This window comes from Empedobacter sp. UBA5036 (assembly GCF_002415215.1).
GTDB lineage: Bacteria > Bacteroidota > Bacteroidia > Flavobacteriales > Weeksellaceae > Empedobacter > Empedobacter falsenii_B.
Genome location: NZ_DICC01000024.1, coordinates 1 through 17,592, shown reverse-complemented (window position 1 = coordinate 17,592; position 17,592 = coordinate 1). Strand labels below are relative to the sequence as shown.

Genomic DNA, 17,592 nt, shown 5'->3' with positions numbered 1-17,592 from the left:
TATAATTGTGTGAATTACAACACTTTTATTTCGAATACTTTTTCATCATTCAAATAACCTTCTAACGTATCTTTTGAATTGATTTTAGAAACTCCCGCTGGCGTTCCAGTAAAAATTAAATCGCCTTTTTTCAAGGTAAAATATTTAGAACATTCCGCAATTAACGTATTGATATGAAAAATCATATCTTTTGAATTTCCTGTTTGTACATTTTCTCCATTTCGATCTAATTTGAATGTAAGATTTTCTAAATCAAAATTTTCTTTTGGATAGAAATCCGAAGCAAATGCAGAACCATCAAAAGCTTTCGCAATTTCCCAAGGAAAACGTTTTTCTTTCAATTCTTGTTGTACATCGCGTGCTGTAAAATCAATTCCTAAACCGATTTCTGAAAAATAACGATCTGCAAATTGAGGTTGAATCATTTTTCCAACTCGATCAATTTTAATTACAATTTCCGTTTCAAAATGAACTTCTTTCGTAAAACTTGGAATCACAAAAGGAAAACCTTTTCGCAAAATTGCAGAATCTGGTTTCATGAAAAACATGGGAGATTCTGGAATTGGATTATCTAATTCTTTTGCATGTTCGACGTAATTTCGTCCGACACAAATAATTTTCATCGCTTAAAAACCGTTTTGTAATTTGATTCGTGTAAAAACTTTCTTTGTATATAAAGGAAAATCAGCATTCTGAATCCACGCATAATAACCTGAATCTTTCGCAAAAATATCCGTCACAACTTGTCCTTTATATTTTCCAAACGAAATAATTTCTTGGTCTTTGTCATTGTACTGAATAAATCCTGCTAAATCAGCCGTTTTACGTTGAGATGAAAATTCGCTCAAAAATTTATTGTCATTTTCAAGTTCGTCATATTTCTCGATTTGCGCCATCAAAACTTCGTAAGTCGCAATTGTGTCAGCTTCCGCAGAATGTGCATCAATCAAATCTTTATCACAATAATACTTATAAGCAGCGCTCAAATTACGAGGTTCCATTTTATGATAAATCACTTGCACATCAATTGGACGATGTTTTGATAAATCAAAATCAAACCCGTTACGCAATAATTCTTCTGCCAAAAGCGGAATATCAAAGCGATTTGAATTGTATCCAGCCAAATCAGAATCTTTAATCATTTCCATAATCGCAGGAGCAAGCTCTTTGAAAGAAGGCGCATCGGCAACATCTTCGTCAGAAATTCCGTGAATTAAAGTTGTTTCTGGTGGAATTGGAATTCCAGGATTAACTTTCCAAGTTTTTACTTCTTTCGATCCATCTGTCAAAGCTTTTACGATAGAGATTTCGACAATACGGTCTTTTGAAACATTAGTTCCTGTTGTTTCTAAATCAAAGAAACAGATATTTTTAGTTAATTTCATTTTGTAATTTCTTTTCTGAAAATGATTGAGATGATGATGTACAATAAGATGATTAGCGGAATTGCAGCAACTTGCAACCAAGCCACTAAACCTAATGTAATGATTAAGAAAATATATTTATAATAATTTTCTGCCCAACTCAATCCTTTAAATTTTAAGGCAAATAATGGTAAATCGACAATTAATAAAACACTAAATACAATAGAAACGGCAATTAATAAATACGGATCAACAGATGGATTTATAATTTGTCCATTATTGTAATAGATAGAAAATAATGAGAAAATAAATAAGGTATTTGATGGTGTTGCCAAACCTTTGAAATACGTTGCTTGATCTTCATCTAAATTAAATTTTGCTAATCGTAACGCCGAAAAAGCAGGAACTAAAAAAGCAAATAATGAAATTGCAGCAATTTTTAAATTCTCATTTTCATAAATAAAATCAGTTGAAAAATGATTAAACATCGAAAATAACATCAATCCTGGTACAACACCAAACGAAATACAATCTGCCAAAGAATCCAATTCTTTTCCAATCGGGCTACCAATATTCATTAGTCGTGCAACCATTCCGTCCAAAAAATCAGCAACTAATGAAATCAACATCAAAACCATCACAATTGTAACTGTGGTAGTTGTGATTTGAGCATTGCTCGAAATCATGAAAATGGCTGATAATACACCACATGAAAGATTAAGTAGTGTTAGAAAATTTGGAATTGTAAATAATTTCATAAATGAATTTTTCATCACAAAAGTACAAACAAAAATTAATCTGAATCCTTTTTAAACACAATAAAACCACTATTTTTGAGTTTTTATATTCGTAATTCATCAATTTTGAAAAAGACATTCCTTATATTATCTGTTCTGGCAAGTCAATTTGCTTTTTCTCAAACCACACGCAAATATTCGAACGAGTTTTTGAATATTGGTGCAGATGCGCGCTCGTTTGCAATGGGTAATGCGGTTGTGGCGAATATTGGAAATGCAAATGCGGCTTATTGGAATCCTGCTGGATTAACGGAAATTACCTATGATTGGGAAGCTGCAGCAATGCATGCTGAATATTTTCAGTCGATTGCAAAATTTGATTATGCAGCGGTTGCAATTCCGTTGAGAGAAAGTAATTCTACGATTGCATTTTCGTTTACACGTTTTGGTGTTGATAATATTTTGAATACAACAGAATTGATTGATAATCAAGGAAATATTAATTACGATAAAATCTCTAAATTTTCTACAGCAGACTATGCTTTAACAATGTCTTATGCGGGAAATGTCTTTAATAATAAAGATATTCAGTTTGGTGCAAATGCTAAAATCGTTTATCGACATATTGGGAAATTTGCGCAAGGATTTGGTTTCGGTTTAGATCTTGGTTTGCAATATCGTACCGATAATAAAATGTATTTTGGTTTGATGGCACGAGATATTACAACAACTTTCAATGCGTGGAGTATCAATAAACAAAAGGTAAAAGAAATCACGATTGACGAACCAAATAATGAAGGTGAGCCAACAATTTTGAATGATTTACCTGGAGAGAATATCGAATTAACAATGCCTAAATTGCAATTTGGAGTTGGAAAACGTTTTGATTTTAATGAACGAGTTTCGTTATTGGGAGAGGTTGATATGAATATCGAATTTCAACAAACGAATGCCGCAATTTCTGGAAAAGGATTTTCGATTTCGCCACAAGTTGGTCTTGAATTAGGTTATGATGACATGGTTTTTGTACGTGGAGGATTGAACAATTTACAGAAGATTTCGCAATTTGATGGAAAAGATAAAACTCAAATTCAGCCAAATGTTGGGGTAGGTTTCAAATACAAAGGAATCTCGATTGATTATGCTTTGACAAACTTTGGAGACAGCGGTTTAGGATTATATTCTAACATTTTCTCAGTCCGTTTCGAGATGGATAAATGGAGATAAATAAGTTTTACTCATAATTATATTGATAGGTATATTTTTCTGAATATTGATATTTTATACTCTGTCAAGTGTTTCCAAAAGCGTTTTGGCATCATTTGGATTAGTAACATCGAATTTTTCCTTGTTTCAATTGTTGTCCAATTAAAATAAGACTTCCACAATTCTTGGTATAAATTCTCTTTTACATCAAAATAATAATTAAAGGTAAAACATTATATTTTGGATCAGTTTTCGCAAAAAATAAATCTTAATTAATCTTTTCAAAACGAATAAATATCGCTGAAAAAAGTTTAACAAAAAAATTAATCATATTCTAAATTGATTAAAAGTTCAGTCTTTAATCGGCTGATAAAATTACAATCTAATTCAGCAAGAAGAATATCAATTAATTGAGACAAAAAATCGCGGTGAATATAGTTAAATAAAAAGGTTTTTTCATTGGTCATAAAATAGAAATCAAAATGACTAAAATAACCTGAAATTGATTTAATCTCTAATGTTGGAAGTTCTTCGGGTTGAAAAAAATCACTTAATTTTGCACGATAATCATGTATTTTTTTGATAGAATTTGAATTAATATCAACATATTCCAAATTTAAATCTTCAATTTCATCTGAATAAAATTGAATCAAAAATTCATTTTTAGGATAATCATTTATGTACAAATTGAAACGATTATCTTTTTGATATAACTGAAAAAGTCGATTAAATTCTTGCACATTATTGATCATAATAGATGAAGTTAAATAATTGATTTGAATAAATTTAAAAACATTTAGTTAAATAATCAAATAAAAAAGAGCCAAATTAACTTGGCTCTTGTATTTCTAATAACGTATTGTTCTTGTTGTATTTGAAATTGGTTGATCAATATCTTTGACGAATTGTGTTCGTTTGACCCAATTTTTATGATTATCATATTGATATTTAATCGTGGAAATATTCTTTACTTTTCCTGCTTCATCAATCACAGTTTCTTCAATAATATTATTGTTTTCATCAAATTTGCGAATATATTTATTGACTTGTTTATTGTCTTTGTCCACATAATTTTCCTCTATAGGATTGCCTTTCGCGTCGTTTTTATAATTCAACGTATAATTTCCTTGGTTATATTTCACCAATGTTTTGACTAAAAATCCATTTTGATATTGAAACGTTTTCTCGATAAAAACATCCGAATCTTCCAATAAATTAGTTTCTCTTTCGTAAGTTACATTCTGATTTTGATCTAATTTATATTCCGTTTTAGAAACATTAACATAATTTTCGCTTTTCGTCACGATATAACCATCTGTTGTATATTCGTAATCAAAATTGAAAACTAAACTTTCGTCATTGTTTTTCATTTCTCTCGAAATCAATTTATTCGATTCATTATAATTAAATGTTTCAGCAAAAGTTTTATTTCCAGCTTCATCAAAATAATCACGTTTTGTTGGATTTCCATCTTTATTATACGTTGATTTTGTGTAATATTCGGTTTCATAACCTTCGATAAACTTCATGCGAATACGTGCTTTTTGCATCGATTCTTCAATAAAAGTTGGATTTCCTAAAACATCATTTTGCTGTAATTCAGATTTTTGAGCAAATGCAAATCCTGAAAATAATATCGTAATTAAAGCAATGTTTTTTAACATATGTTGTATTTTTTTATTCTTGAATAGAAAGATTAACCAAAATTAATCCAAAAATATAGATTTCTTGATCTATTTAAAGGTGAACGTAAAAACTAGAACTTATATTTGAAAAAAATTAAAAAAAATGAGCACAAAATTTAAACTTTTAGGAAATCAACCTGCATTTATCGATTTATCATTGTTATTAGTACGTTTAGCTGCTGGTGGATTTATGTTTACACACGGATTCGGAAAATTACAAAAATTAGTCAATGGTAATTTTGAATTTGGTGATCCAATTGGACTTGGATCAGAAGTATCTTGTGTTTAACGGTTTTTGCGGAAATACTTTGTGCTTCTTTAGTTTTAGTCGGATTATTTACTCGTTTAGCAGTTATTCCACTAATTATTACGATGTTAGTTGCTGTATTTATCGTGCATGCAGATCATGATTTTGGTAAAAAAGAATTGGGATTATTCTACTTAATCAATTATTTAGTTATATTTTTATCAGGCGCAGGAAAATATTCTTTAGACAAATTGATTCTTAAAAAATGATAAAAACATTAACCTATAGCTTATTAATTTGTACTTCTGCATTATTTGCTCAATCAAAAAATATGAAAAACATTGTTTATACGCCATTAACAAAGGCAGAAACGACATTAATAAAAGAAAAGAAATCCTATGATCCTTTTCGTGTTTTATTAACGACTTCGAATGCAGATACAAAAATCTTAAAATCAATTTCTATTGATATTGATCCAAAAGATCCGTTAATCAAATTATTGGCCGATCGTATGTATGCGACTGTACAAGATGAGGCGAGTAAAGGTGTTGGAATTGCTGCTCCGCAAATTGGGATTAATCGCAACGCGGTTTGGGTGCAACGTTTTGATAAAGAAGGCGAACCTTTTGAGTTTATTATCAATCCAAAAATTACTTGGTATTCGGACATTGTTCGTCACGGTCGTGAAGGTTGTTTATCTATTCCTGATATTTTCGGAAAAGTGTATAGAAGCTTGGTTCTTCGATTGGAGTATTATGATTTGGATGGAAATTTTCATGATGAAACGGTAGAAGGTTTTACAGCGGTTATTTTTCAGCACGAATACGATCATTTAACAGGAACTTTATTTACGGATCGAATGAAAGAGCAAGAAAAGCTAAATTATGTGAAAGCTGAAGTAATGAACGATGTTTTTTACTTGAAAAAGGCAGGTTCTTTTATAGATGACGACGATGATGAAGATTAAAAATTTCTTAAAACGTAGAAATTATTATGCTTGGCATAGTTTTTAGTTTAATTTTGCAAAAACTTATTTAGAAAATTGTTAGCATACACTACATATAATCATCCAACGAGTACAGAATGGGTGACTTTTGTTCATGGAGCAGGAGGAAGTTCTACGATTTGGTTCAAGCAATTGCGTGAATTTCGCAAACATTTTAATGTTTTGTTAATGGATTTGAGAGGACACGGACGTTCTAAGAAAAACTTGAAAGCACTTTTTGAAAAACGTTATACTTTCAAATCAGTTTCAAAAGATGTCATTGATGTTTTAGATCATTTAAATATTGATAAAACACATTTTGTTGGGATGTCTTTGGGAACGATTGTGATTCGACAATTAGCAGAAGATTATTCGGAGCGATTCAAATCAATGGTGATGGGAGGCGCAATTATGAAAATTAATTTTCAATGTCAATTTTTGATTAATGTTGGAAATACGTTCAAACATATGTTGCCTTATTTGATCTTGTATCGAATTTTTGCTTTCGCTATCATGCCAAAAAATACGCACAAAGAATCAAGGTTATTATTTATCAATGAAGCGAAAAAATTGTATCAAAAAGAATTTTTGAAATGGTTTAAACTTACTGCTGATGTCAATCCGTTGTTAAAATGGTTTCGAAAAGTTGAATTGAATATTCCGACTTTATATGTGATGGGTGCAGAAGATCATATGTTTTTGCCTTCGATTCAGGAGTTAACAAAAGCACACACTAAACATTCAGAATTGATTGTTATCGAAGATTGTGGACATGTCGTGAATGTCGATCAACCACAAATTTTTAACGATAAAGTAATTGAATATATTCATCGAATTAAATAGAAAATACTAAAAAAGCTTCCAATTAAGAAGCTTTTTTAGTTTATATATCGTTGTATAAAATTATATCCTAAATCGTAATAATGTTTTTGATTATTTTCAAAAGTTAATTCAAATTGTTGACCATTTCCTTTTATACTAAGTAATTTACAAGGATTAATTTCTCCTAATTCTCCACCAAAATAATAGTAATAAAATTGTGTTTTATAAGTTTGTTGATTTTTTATTGATATTTTATTTGAAGGATGCTTCATTAATTCTGTCCAAAATAAGAAAGTTTGTGCTTTGCTTAATTGTTTTCCATTAATATTGATTAAACTTAGTAGCGGGAAGTATTCAGATTCATGGTATTTCTTTTTATTACTCATTAACGAAACCGAATAACTAAGTGCTAACTCCAAATTCGAATAAGAAAAATTTATAGGATAAGCATAAATACGTATCGATTTTATAATTTTATTCTCCTTTATAACAAGTAATAAGTCTTCTGATTGATCTGTAATTTGTTCTTCATAATTATCTTTTAAAGAAAGTAAATCTGCGTCATTAATTTTCTGCTCTAAAAATTGATGAAATTTTTTATCTAATTTACCTTCAAAAACGCCTTTTTTTCCATTAAAAGCTTCATTTCCGCTAATTATAGTTCCATTTTTTTGAATAGCGATATTTATTATACTACAACTCCCGTAACAACCACTTGTCGTATAGATAATTTGATCATAATCTAATGGATTTTTGGTATTATTATCTCTTCTTCCAAGTGTATCAAGACTCGAATCATTATTATATTTGATAACCATTTCTTCTTTATTTATTGATAAAATTTTAAAAAATGGTTTTGGTTTACTGATAGAATCAAAATAATGAACTGTTGAATCTTTTACATTGAATTTGATTGAATTACCTAAAAATTTAGTAGGTATAAATTTTTTATGCTCTCGAATTCCATAAGTTTCATAGATACCATCATAATATCCTTTATTATTATATATTGAATCCTGATCGAATTTATAAATAACAGGATCTAAAACTGCCATTTTAGTTGACCAGACGCCTTGTATTTGTTCTAATAATTTATTGTCCGTTTCGGAATTATTTTTACAAGCATTAAAAGACAATATGAGTATTAAAATATAGATGTATTTCATAAATAATATATTGAATTAAGATACAATAAATTATTTATGAAAAAAAGCTTCCAATTCGGAAGCTTTTTTTAGTTTATTTTGATCTTTTTTCTAACAAATCTGGGCGACGTTCTTTTGTACGTTCAACTGCTTTTTCATGCAACCATTCTTCAATTTTAGGAAAGTTACCCGAAAGTAAAACATCAGGAACTTTAAGACCTTTATATTCGGCTGGACGCGTATAAATTGGTGGCGCTAACAAATCATCTTGAAACGAATCTGAAAGGGCAGAAGTCTCATCACCAATTACGCCAGGTAATAAACGAATAATAGAATCAGCCAAAATAATTGCGCCAAATTCTCCACCAGAAAGCACATAATCGCCAATCGAAATTTCTCTTGTAACATACATATCTCGAATACGTTGATCGATTCCCTTATAATGTCCACAAATCATCATAAGATTTCCTTTCAATGACAAATCATTCGCAATTGTTTGATTCAACGTTTCACCATCTGGCGTCAAATAAATAATTTCATCATAAGTACGTTCATCTTTCAATTTCGAAATCATTTTGTCCAAAGGCTCACACATAATCACCATTCCAGAAGTTCCTCCATACGGATAATCATCTACATGACGATAACGTCCTTTTCCAAAATCTCTCAAATCGTGAACATGAATTTCAGCTAAACCTTTGTCTTGTGCACGTTTCATAATCGAGGCAGAAAATGGACTAACTAATAATTCGGGTAAAACAGTGATAATATCTATTCGCATGCTGCAAAGATATTTGTTTAGCTACGTTTGCGCAAGTTTAAATTTATTTTTTGAATTTGATTGTTTTAACTGAATTTATAAATTCTTCTTGTGATCCCACAAGAAATTAATCCAAATAATATGATGAATGACAAATATTTTAACTGATTATTCAAATGATTGATTTTCTTTTAAAATTAATAAATATAATTGATATTATTCATTAGCCTTATTCAAATGAAATCGAGTAAATTTGTCTAAAATTTTAATAAAATGTTTTTATATAACAGACATAGACGACTACGCAAAAACGAATCAATTCGTAGTATGATTCGCGAAAATCATTTGTCACCAAACGATTTTATTTTACCAATTTTTATGGCTGAAGGAGAAGGTGTGAAAGAAGAAATTGCTGCAATGCCAGGTATTTACCGCCAATCTCTTGACAATACTGTAAAAGAAGTAAAAGAAATTTGGGATTTAGGTATAAAATCAGTTAACATATATTGTAAAGTTAGTGATAACTTAAAAGATAACACAGGTAAAGAGGCTTGGAATCCAAACGGATTGATGCAAAATACAATCAAAGCAATTAAAGATGCAGTTCCAGAAATGATTGTAATGCCTGATGTTGCCTTAGATCCATATTCAATTTATGGTCACGACGGAATCATCAAAAATGGAGAAGTTATTAATGATGAAACTGTTGACGCTTTGGTAAAAATGACGTTGTCTCATGCAGAAGCTGGTGCAGATTTTGTTGCGCCTTCTGATATGATGGATGGTCGAATAGGAGCGATGCGTGCTGCGTTGGAGGAAAACGGTTTTCATAATGTAGGAATCATGACGTATGCTGCGAAATATGCATCATCTTTTTATGGACCTTTCCGTACAGCCTTAGATTCTGCGCCAGTTGATTCTCAAGAAATTCCGAAAGATAAAAAAACCTATCAAATGGATTACCATAATTCGCAAGAAGCGTTGCGCGAAGCAATTGCAGATGTAGAAGAAGGTGCAGATATTTTGATGGTAAAACCAGGAATGGCTTATTTAGATATTGTGAAATTAGTGAAAGATAATTTACAAGTTCCGGTTTCTGTTTATCAGGTTTCAGGTGAATATGCGATGATTAAAGCTGCTGTAGAAAAAGGCTGGTTAGATAATGATAAAGTTATTTTAGAGTCTTTAACTTGTTTCAAAAGAGCAGGAGCTGACCTAATTTCAACTTACTTTGCAAAAGAAGCTGCAAGATTATTGAATGATCAATAAATCAGTTCAAAAAAGAAATAAAAAAATCCACTTCGTTTGAAGTGGATTTTTTATGTTTTAAAGCGAATAATTAACCATTTTCGCTGTAAATTGTTGTTTTTCTAATGTAGATAGAAAATATTTTTGTTCAGCTTCAGCTTGTTCTTTTTTCTGATAATTCTTTTCGTAACCCGTTTGAATTTCTTTTAAAGAACCAATCGTTCCATTTTTCAATAAATAATTCTGAAACTTTGTATATCTATCTGCCAATTTGGCGTAGATATCTTTGTTATCGATGTTTGCTTCATAAACATCTGTCACATAAACTTCATTATCTTGTCCATAAGCGATGGAAAAAAAATAATAAGTTTGGTTATTCTTTGTTTGACTGAAAACCACCCCAGTAACAAAGAATAAAAATAGTACTAAACCTTTTTTCATTCAACCAAAATTTGAGTTGGCAATTTAAACATTATTAATCAATTGTATACCTTGTTGTGTGAATTTATATTATTCGGTATAATTTTTTTATATTTGTGTCCTAAAATTGACTCAAAATGTTTCAAAATCTTCAGGATAAATTAGATAAAGCATTACATACCTTAAAAGGAAAAGGACAAATTACAGAAATTAACGTTGCAGAAACCGTAAAAGAGGTGCGTAGAGCCCTTGTTGATGCCGATGTTAGTTATAAAGTTGCAAAAGATTTTACAAATACGGTAAAAGAAAAGGCTTTAGGTGAAAACGTAATTACGTCGCTTAATCCTGGACAATTAATGGTAAAAATTGTTCATGATGAATTAGCAAAATTAATGGGAGGTGAGGTTACTGAACTGAAAGTAGACGATAATCCGACAATTATTTTGATTGCTGGTTTACAAGGTTCTGGTAAAACAACTTTTTCTGGTAAATTAGCTAATTTCCTAAAAACTAAGAAAAACAAAAAAGTATTATTAGTTGCTGGTGATGTTTATCGTCCAGCTGCCATCAATCAGTTACAAGTTTTAGGAGAGCAAATTGGTGTAGATGTTTATGCTGATTTAGAAAACAAAAATCCTGTAGAAATTGCTCAATCAGCGATTGTACAAGCAAAACAAAATGGAAATAATGTAATTATTGTCGATACAGCTGGTCGTTTGGCGATTGATGAGCAAATGATGGATGAAATTCGTCGCGTTCACCAAACAGTTAATCCTACCGAAACTTTATTTGTTGTAGACTCTATGACAGGTCAAGATGCGGTGAATACTGCAAAAGCTTTCAATGAAGTATTGAATTATAATGGAGTTGTTTTAACAAAATTAGATGGTGATACACGTGGTGGAGCTGCATTAACGATTAGAACGGTTGTTGACAAGCCAATCAAATTTATTTCTACTGGTGAGAAAATGGAAGCTTTAGATGTTTTCTATCCAGAACGTATGGCAGATCGTATTTTGGGAATGGGTGACGTTGTTTCGTTAGTAGAGCGTGCTCAAGAACAATTTGACGAAGAAGAAGCAAAACGTTTACAAAAGAAAATTGCCAAAAATAGCTTCGATTTTGATGATTTCTTAAAACAAATTCAGCAAATCAAACGTATGGGTAATATGAAAGATTTGGTTGGAATGATTCCTGGTGCTGGAAAAGCGTTGAAAGATGTAGATATTGACGACAATGCTTTTAAAGGTGTTGAAGCGATTATTCACTCAATGACGAAAAAAGAGCGTAAAAATCCAAATATTATCGATAATTCTCGTAAGAAAAGAATTGCAGCTGGTTCTGGAACATCTTTACAAGAAGTGAATCAATTATTGAAACAATTCTCTGAAATGGGAAAAATGATGAAATTTATGAATTCTGCAAATGGTAAAAAGATGATGGAAACAATGTCTAAAAATATGCCTGCAGGTGGATTCCCAGGAATGCCAAAAATGTAATAATAATACAATAATTTATAGTATATTAAAACCTCTAATTGTTAGAGGTTTTTTTATTTTAAAGTTTTCAGGAAAAAGCTGTATCGGTTGAATACTAAGCTTTTATAAAGATTATCAAAAAAGTCAGGTAACGATTTGGTAACGGTGCTTACTGCTTTGCTTTTCAACGTTTTTCCGTTAGCTCAAGGCAAATATACAAAAATAGAAGGATAGGAAAATTAAAACCTATCCTTTATTTATCACTCTTAAATATTTTTGATTCTTATGAATACCTACTAGAATAAAACATTAATTTCCTGATATCCCATTAACAAAAGTGTCTACGAATCCTATGATTTTATTTAGAATACGATCTCCGATTTCCTTAGATTTTAATACACTCGGTCTTCCCTCTTTTCGTAAATCTAAAATTTCTTTTCGCAAAGGTTCACGTTCTGTAAACAAATAGTTCTCTATAAGTCTTTCTGTTTTTTCTTCAGAAAGATTTTCCGTCTTGACTAACTCCTTGAGTGCTTTTTCTTGCTCTACAGTCCAGAATTTTTCGAACTCTTCAGGAATGGTATCCGTATCTTCAATATGGGGTAAACTTTCTTGAATAAATTTCTCAATCAATTCCCTTTTACTTCTTAATGATACTTCGGTGTTCAGTAAATTGAAAATATCTTTTTCGATACTTTCTTTGTCTTTTACACTATGTTTCGAATTGAATTTAATCAATAACTGAAGTATGTAAGTTACATTGATTGTATCACGTCTAATCAATTCCAGTTCAAAATCTATATCATTGAGAATAGACGCTTTTTTAGACGGGTCAGCAGGATCAAGTCTTTCCTTTAAATCCAAATATTTACTGGTGTAATCTGCAAAAAGCTGTTCTTCCATCTGTAAATCATCCCAAGTAAATTCTGTATAATGACTCATTTTCTTGTGCAAACGCATCATGGCGCGGAAAGCCAAAATAAATTGTAGCTGATCTTCTTCCGAATATAAGCCATCAACAGACACTACTTCTGGAACAATTTCTAATAATTTCTGTGTGGCTTCGTTGAACTTTTCTACATACGCTTCGTAGGGTTCAACTATGATTTCGTCAATTGCTTCTTTATTGCTGAATAAAGCGATTGCTTCGTCTGTCTTGTCTTTAAGGTTTCGGAAACATACAATATTTCCCTGTGTTTTATTCTTATCCAGAATACGATTGGTACGGCTAAAAGCTTGTATCAATCCATGATATTTCAGATTTTTATCAACGTATAATGTGTTTAAATATTTACTATCGAATCCTGTCAAAAACATATTGGCAACCAACAAAATATCTGTCTCATTTTGTTTTGACTTCTTTGCTACTGCATTGTAATAGTTGTAAAATCCTTCGGTATCTTTTACGTTCTGTTTCTCTCCAAATAATTCATTAAAGTCTTGCACATACGTTTCTAATAATTCTCTACGATGAGGTTTGTAGCCGTAAACTGCTTGTGGTTCAGCAACCATTCCTAATTGGGAATAAACAGCATCTTCCATTTCCTCTTCATTCTGAGCAAAGCTAAAAATGGTAGCTATTTTTAAATCGTGCTGTCCCTCTTGTTTTTTACGCTTGAAAATTTCATAGTATTGAATGACCGAATCAATATCCTGTACACACATCATTGCACAAAATTTCCTGTTTTGCGTTTTCTGATCGTGGTATTGAATGATGTAATCTATAATGGCTTCCTTTCGTTCAGGAGCTTCAAAAACTTCAGTTTCATTGATTTGCTCTACTTTTAAATCAATGATATGTTCTTTCTGTTTGAAAGTCTGAATGTATTCTACAGAAAATTTCAGTACATTCTCATCACGTATGGCATCTGTAATTACATATTTATGCAGGCATTTTCCAAACAAGCTTGCAGTTGTTTTTTCTCCATCTGCATTCTCTGCCAAAATAGGAGTACCTGTAAAGCCAAATAATTGAATATTGGTAAAATAATTGACGATGTTTTTGTGGGTATCACCAAATTGCGAGCGGTGACATTCATCAAAGATAAAAACCATCCTTTCGTGCTGAATGGATTTCATTTTTGATAAGTTTCTACCTGAAATTGCATTATTTAGCTTTTGAATGGTGGTAACGATGATGCGAACATTCGGGTCGTTTAATTTACGAATAAGGTCATCCGTATTAGTAGCAGAACTTACCGAGCCCTTACTAAATTTATCATACTCTTGGTTGGTTTGATAATCCAAATCTTTTCTATCTACCACAAAAACCACTTTTTTGATAGCTGGAATTTTGGATAGAATCTGACTGGCTTTGAAGCTGGTTAAGGTTTTTCCACTTCCAGTTGTATGCCAGATGTAACCATTTTTTTCGATGTTATAGCCATTCAGAATTTCGTTTTCTTTTACCTTTTTGATAATACTTTCTACCGCATAATACTGATATGGACGAAGTACCATCAGACGTTTATCAGTTTCATTCAGAACGATATACTTACAGATCATTTTACTGATATGACAAGGTTCTAAAAAAGAATCGGTAAAGCCGTTTAAAATATTATTTAATGGATTATTTTGTTCGTCTGTCCAATGAAAAGTCTGAAGATATTCCTGCTTATGTGTTCCAAAATTGCTGAAATATTTGGTGTTTACACCGTTACTTATAACGAATAATTGTACAAAATGAAACAACCCCTTTCCAGCACCAAAGCTATGTTTTTGATAGCGGTTGATTTGGTTGAATGCTTCTTTCATTTCCAAACCTCTTCGTTTCAGCTCGATTTGCACTAAAGGCAATCCATTCACCAGTAAGGTAACATCATAGCGGTTTTCATATTTCCCCTCCTGCGTGATTTGATTGGTAACTTGATATTCGTTCTGACACCAATGTTCTACATTGAGAAATTCAAAATACAGATTATCACCATTATCCCGAATAATGTGATGTTTTTTTTCACGCAATACTTTGGCTTTTTCGAAAACAGAACCTTTATTAAGTATATTTAATACTTTTTCAAATTCACTATCGCTAAATTGTATATGATTGTGCTTTTCTAATTGTGTTTTGAGGTTTGCCAGTAAAGCTTTTTCATCAGCAATAAAAGCGTATTTATATCCCAATTTTTGTAATTGGGCAACGAGTTGCTCTTCTAAAATTTGTTCGGACTGTTTGCTCAAAATAATTATGAATTAGGAGTTTATCTTGTTCTTTCCATCTATGTACAAATTTAACAAAATAAAATGTTCTCCTAATCCATAATCTAAAACTTATCTAAGAGCCTTAAACATCTGCTCAATAGCTTTCTTCTTTTGTTCCATATTAGGATGTACATAGAGATTTAAAGTGGTGCTGATATTGGAATGTCCCAGAAGTACACTCACAGTCTTGTAATCGCAATTACTTTCGATACATCGGGTTGCGAAACTATGTCTTAACCCGTGAAATTTAAGCTCAGGCATTTTTAATTCTTTCATTAAATTTTTGTAATAGCTTCTATAGGTTCTTGGCTCCGTAGGTTTAGTATCGTTTGTCAATACAAAAAACAAAGGATTCACAATCTTTTTAAAGGGTTTCAATATTCTTAATAAATCCTTACTTATCGGAATTTCACGAATAGAATTTTTAGTTTTAGGAGTGTCTAAAATTAATTCCGTTCTACGAATTCCATCTTCTATCACATAAATACGCTGGATGGTTCTGTTAACACTTATAATTCCGTTATCGGTATCAATATCTTCCCAAGTTAATGCACATACTTCCCCAATACGCATTCCTGCACTTAAACATATATATACACCTAAATTCCTAAATGTAAAATGCTCTTGTATATAGTTCATTATTTTTTTCTGATCAGTCTTGGTAAGCACTTCAATATTGTGCTTTTCTCGTTCAGTAGGAAACTGAATATCAAAAGGGGTATACTGTAACCATTTGTTTTTAGCTCCAAATTTCAAAATCATTTTCAGAACAATTAAAATATCCTTAATTGTTTTATGACTTAAACCCGTTTCCAATTTTTGAAAAACAAAGCTTTGAACATCAGCTTCCTCAATCGCAATTTTGTTGCCGAAATTAGGCAGTAGATGATTTTCAATCAATAGCGTATAAGCTGAGAAACTTGACTTTTTTACATACTGTTTTTTGTCTATTTTCCATAGATCGATAACTTCTGAGAGTTGTTTTTGTTCATTCATTATAATTTAATTTTTTAAAATCTCAAAGGAAAGCAATTAAGGACACTTTATCCCCCAGATAGATTTGGAACTAAGGTTCCTAATTTGAGATTTCCTGAATTTGCGGAGGAGTGGGAAACTAAGAAGTTGGGAGAGATTTTGGAATTTAAGAATGGTATTAACGCTACAAAAGAACAATATGGTAGTGGATACAAGTTCATAAACGTATTGGACATTCTCAATAACGAGTTTATAACACACGATAAAATTATTGGGAGTGTAAATGTCAATGAAGAAATCATTGATAAATTCCCAGTGAACTACGGAGATATTCTGTTTCAACGAAGTTCTGAGACACGAGAGGAAGTGGGAACCACAAGTGTATACTTAGATAAAGACAAAACTGCAACATTTGGAGGATTTGTAATTAGAGGTAAAAAAAATGGAGAATATGAACCTATTTTTTTGAATAAATCATTAAAAACTGATTTAGTAAGAAATCAAATAACATCAAAATCGGGAGGAAGTACAAGATATAATATTGGTCAAGAAATATTAGCTTCTGTAACTCTGTACTTTCCATCGCTCAATGAGCAAACTAAAATTGCATCATTTCTATCCTTAATAGATTCTCGAATCCAAACCCAAAACAAAATAATTGAACAATTAGAAACCTTAATTAAAGGGCTAAGTGAAAAGCTATTTTCGCAAGAAATCAGATTTAAGGAATTTACAGACAAATGGGAATTGAAGAAATTAGGAGACATATCAACCATAACAACTGGTTCTTCTAATAGAGAAGATTCTATGTTAAATGGAGAATATACGTTTTTTGACAGGTCACAAGATATTAGAACAAGTAGTAGATTTTTGTTTGATAAAGAAGCAGTAATTGTTCCAGGAGAAGGGCAAGAATTTATCCCTAAATATTTTATAGGAAAATTTGATCTTCATCAACGAACATATGCGATTTTTGATTTCAGTGGAATATATGGAAAATATTTATATTACCATTTACTTAATGATGATAAATATTTACAATCACAAGCAGTTGGTTCTACTGTAAAATCATTACGATTGCCAATGCTTCAATCTATGCCTATCAAATCTCCTTGTTTAGATGAGCAAACTACCATTGCCAATTTTCTTTCTGTTATTGAAACAAAAATTCAAACAGAAAAAAATATTTTAGATAAGGTAGTATCTTACTAACTGTGAAAGTTGAAAAGTTATTCTGAAGATATTTTGAGCCCTTAAAGCTCAAAAAATATTTTCGGAAATAACTTTTTATTATTTTTAAACATTACATAGTTATGATAGAA

General features: G+C 30.9%; 18 protein-coding genes and 1 pseudogene. 8 read left to right on the top strand and 11 right to left on the bottom strand.

The features are described from left to right. Positions 1 to 14 precede the first annotated feature (14 nt). From B4J88_RS04525 to B4J88_RS04515, 3 genes are read right to left on the bottom strand one after another with little or no spacing between them, the layout of a single operon-like run. Positions 15 to 623, bottom strand: coding sequence for a fumarylacetoacetate hydrolase family protein (locus B4J88_RS04525; protein ID WP_219034607.1), 609 nt, complete (start codon positions 621 to 623; stop codon positions 15 to 17). A 3-nt stretch (positions 624 to 626) separates the two neighbouring features. After that, positions 627 to 1,385, bottom strand: coding sequence for a 3'-5' exonuclease (locus tag B4J88_RS04520; protein WP_291066564.1), 759 nt, complete (start codon positions 1,383 to 1,385; stop codon positions 627 to 629). Continuing rightward, a complete protein-coding gene (locus B4J88_RS04515; RefSeq protein ID WP_291066562.1) occupies positions 1,382 to 2,122 on the bottom strand; it encodes a CDP-alcohol phosphatidyltransferase family protein in 741 nt (246 codons plus the stop codon). Before B4J88_RS04515 ends, B4J88_RS04520 begins: the two co-directional genes overlap by 4 nt. Before the next feature lie 105 nt (positions 2,123 to 2,227). Between B4J88_RS04515 and B4J88_RS04510 the strand changes: the two genes are divergently transcribed. After that, a complete protein-coding gene (locus B4J88_RS04510; protein ID WP_286494835.1) occupies positions 2,228 to 3,328 on the top strand; it encodes a PorV/PorQ family protein in 1,101 nt (366 codons plus the stop codon). 17 nt (positions 3,329 to 3,345) lie between these two features. Here B4J88_RS04510 and B4J88_RS15200 read toward each other — a convergent pair. The 3 genes and pseudogenes from B4J88_RS15200 to B4J88_RS04500 form a co-directional block, all read right to left on the bottom strand. Continuing rightward, a pseudogene (locus B4J88_RS15200) lies at positions 3,346 to 3,507 on the bottom strand (DUF4130 domain-containing protein); the annotation flags it as partial. 123 nt (positions 3,508 to 3,630) lie between these two features. Beyond that, on the bottom strand, positions 3,631 to 4,059 hold the full coding sequence (locus B4J88_RS04505; protein WP_038335800.1) for a hypothetical protein: 429 nt from the start codon (positions 4,057 to 4,059) through the stop codon (positions 3,631 to 3,633). Between the two features lie 96 nt (positions 4,060 to 4,155). Then, positions 4,156 to 4,971 carry a hypothetical protein gene (locus B4J88_RS04500; RefSeq protein ID WP_291066560.1) on the bottom strand — a complete coding sequence of 272 codons (816 nt, stop codon included), beginning with the start codon at positions 4,969 to 4,971 and terminating at the stop codon, positions 4,156 to 4,158. A 124-nt stretch (positions 4,972 to 5,095) separates the two neighbouring features. Here B4J88_RS04500 and B4J88_RS15145 point away from each other — a divergent pair, with 124 nt between their 5' ends. The 4 genes from B4J88_RS15145 to B4J88_RS04485 all read left to right on the top strand — a co-directional run bounded on the left by B4J88_RS15145 (position 5,096) and on the right by B4J88_RS04485 (position 7,067). Continuing rightward, positions 5,096 to 5,281: a hypothetical protein gene (locus B4J88_RS15145; RefSeq protein ID WP_349679328.1), complete on the top strand. Its 186-nt coding sequence runs from the start codon at positions 5,096 to 5,098 to the stop codon at positions 5,279 to 5,281. Next, the gene (locus tag B4J88_RS15140; protein WP_349679327.1) at positions 5,272 to 5,508 is read left to right on the top strand and encodes a DoxX family protein; all 237 of its coding nucleotides are present in this window, start codon (positions 5,272 to 5,274) and stop codon (positions 5,506 to 5,508) included. The genes B4J88_RS15145 and B4J88_RS15140 overlap by 10 nt, the downstream gene beginning before the upstream one ends. Then, the gene (gene def, locus B4J88_RS04490; RefSeq protein WP_038335809.1) at positions 5,505 to 6,206 is read left to right on the top strand and encodes a peptide deformylase; all 702 of its coding nucleotides are present in this window, start codon (positions 5,505 to 5,507) and stop codon (positions 6,204 to 6,206) included. The genes B4J88_RS15140 and def overlap by 4 nt, the downstream gene beginning before the upstream one ends. Positions 6,207 to 6,281: 75 nt before the next feature. Next, positions 6,282 to 7,067 carry an alpha/beta fold hydrolase gene (locus B4J88_RS04485; RefSeq protein WP_125349375.1) on the top strand — a complete coding sequence of 262 codons (786 nt, stop codon included), beginning with the start codon at positions 6,282 to 6,284 and terminating at the stop codon, positions 7,065 to 7,067. Between the two features lie 35 nt (positions 7,068 to 7,102). Here the strand turns inward: B4J88_RS04485 and B4J88_RS04480 are convergent, their stop codons facing one another. Together B4J88_RS04480 and trmD are read right to left on the bottom strand one after the other, a co-directional pair. After that, positions 7,103 to 8,212, bottom strand: a complete 1,110-nt coding sequence (locus tag B4J88_RS04480) for a DUF6438 domain-containing protein (RefSeq protein WP_291066558.1) — start codon at positions 8,210 to 8,212, stop codon at positions 7,103 to 7,105. Between the two features lie 73 nt (positions 8,213 to 8,285). Continuing rightward, positions 8,286 to 8,972 (bottom strand): tRNA (guanosine(37)-N1)-methyltransferase TrmD, encoded by a 687-nt coding sequence (gene trmD / locus B4J88_RS04475; RefSeq protein WP_125349373.1) that lies wholly within the window; start codon positions 8,970 to 8,972, stop codon positions 8,286 to 8,288. Positions 8,973 to 9,224: 252 nt separating this feature from the next. Between trmD and hemB the strand changes: the two genes are divergently transcribed. Continuing rightward, a complete protein-coding gene (hemB, locus tag B4J88_RS04470; RefSeq protein WP_038334133.1) occupies positions 9,225 to 10,220 on the top strand; it encodes a porphobilinogen synthase in 996 nt (331 codons plus the stop codon). A 57-nt stretch (positions 10,221 to 10,277) separates the two neighbouring features. On the opposite strand, the gene B4J88_RS04465 is transcribed toward hemB, so the two are convergent. Then, a complete protein-coding gene (locus tag B4J88_RS04465; protein ID WP_115000226.1) occupies positions 10,278 to 10,640 on the bottom strand; it encodes a hypothetical protein in 363 nt (120 codons plus the stop codon). Positions 10,641 to 10,756: 116 nt separating this feature from the next. Here B4J88_RS04465 and ffh point away from each other — a divergent pair, with 116 nt between their 5' ends. After that, positions 10,757 to 12,118 (top strand): signal recognition particle protein, encoded by a 1,362-nt coding sequence (gene ffh / locus B4J88_RS04460; protein WP_291066555.1) that lies wholly within the window; start codon positions 10,757 to 10,759, stop codon positions 12,116 to 12,118. A 288-nt stretch (positions 12,119 to 12,406) separates the two neighbouring features. Here the strand turns inward: ffh and B4J88_RS04455 are convergent, their stop codons facing one another. Together B4J88_RS04455 and B4J88_RS04450 are read right to left on the bottom strand one after the other, a co-directional pair. Continuing rightward, positions 12,407 to 15,274, bottom strand: coding sequence for a type I restriction endonuclease subunit R (locus B4J88_RS04455; protein WP_291066553.1), 2,868 nt, complete (start codon positions 15,272 to 15,274; stop codon positions 12,407 to 12,409). Positions 15,275 to 15,364: 90 nt separating this feature from the next. Then, the gene (locus B4J88_RS04450; RefSeq protein WP_260136345.1) at positions 15,365 to 16,291 is read right to left on the bottom strand and encodes a tyrosine-type recombinase/integrase; all 927 of its coding nucleotides are present in this window, start codon (positions 16,289 to 16,291) and stop codon (positions 15,365 to 15,367) included. A gap of 84 nt (positions 16,292 to 16,375) precedes the next feature. On the opposite strand from B4J88_RS04450, the gene B4J88_RS04445 reads away from it, so the two are divergent. Next, positions 16,376 to 17,482, top strand: a complete 1,107-nt coding sequence (locus B4J88_RS04445) for a restriction endonuclease subunit S (protein ID WP_291066550.1) — start codon at positions 16,376 to 16,378, stop codon at positions 17,480 to 17,482. Positions 17,483 to 17,592: the final 110 nt, after the last annotated feature.

Bases quoted from the DNA above. Each gene is read 5' to 3' on its own strand.
- B4J88_RS04525 (WP_219034607.1), bottom strand. From the start codon at position 623: ATGAAAATTATTTGTGTCGGACGAAATTACGTCGAACATGCAAAAGAA.
- B4J88_RS04520 (WP_291066564.1), bottom strand. From the start codon at position 1,385: ATGAAATTAACTAAAAATATCTGTTTCTTTGATTTAGAAACAACAGGA.
- B4J88_RS04515 (WP_291066562.1), bottom strand. From the start codon at position 2,122: ATGAAATTATTTACAATTCCAAATTTTCTAACACTACTTAATCTTTCA.
- B4J88_RS04505 (WP_038335800.1), bottom strand. From the start codon at position 4,059: ATGATCAATAATGTGCAAGAATTTAATCGACTTTTTCAGTTATATCAA.
- B4J88_RS04500 (WP_291066560.1), bottom strand. From the start codon at position 4,971: ATGTTAAAAAACATTGCTTTAATTACGATATTATTTTCAGGATTTGCA.
- B4J88_RS15145 (WP_349679328.1), top strand. From the start codon at position 5,096: ATGAGCACAAAATTTAAACTTTTAGGAAATCAACCTGCATTTATCGAT.
- def (WP_038335809.1), top strand. From the start codon at position 5,505: ATGATAAAAACATTAACCTATAGCTTATTAATTTGTACTTCTGCATTA.
- B4J88_RS04480 (WP_291066558.1), bottom strand. From the start codon at position 8,212: ATGAAATACATCTATATTTTAATACTCATATTGTCTTTTAATGCTTGT.
- trmD (WP_125349373.1), bottom strand. From the start codon at position 8,972: ATGCGAATAGATATTATCACTGTTTTACCCGAATTATTAGTTAGTCCA.
- hemB (WP_038334133.1), top strand. From the start codon at position 9,225: ATGTTTTTATATAACAGACATAGACGACTACGCAAAAACGAATCAATT.
- B4J88_RS04465 (WP_115000226.1), bottom strand. From the start codon at position 10,640: ATGAAAAAAGGTTTAGTACTATTTTTATTCTTTGTTACTGGGGTGGTT.
- ffh (WP_291066555.1), top strand. From the start codon at position 10,757: ATGTTTCAAAATCTTCAGGATAAATTAGATAAAGCATTACATACCTTA.
- B4J88_RS04450 (WP_260136345.1), bottom strand. From the start codon at position 16,291: ATGAATGAACAAAAACAACTCTCAGAAGTTATCGATCTATGGAAAATA.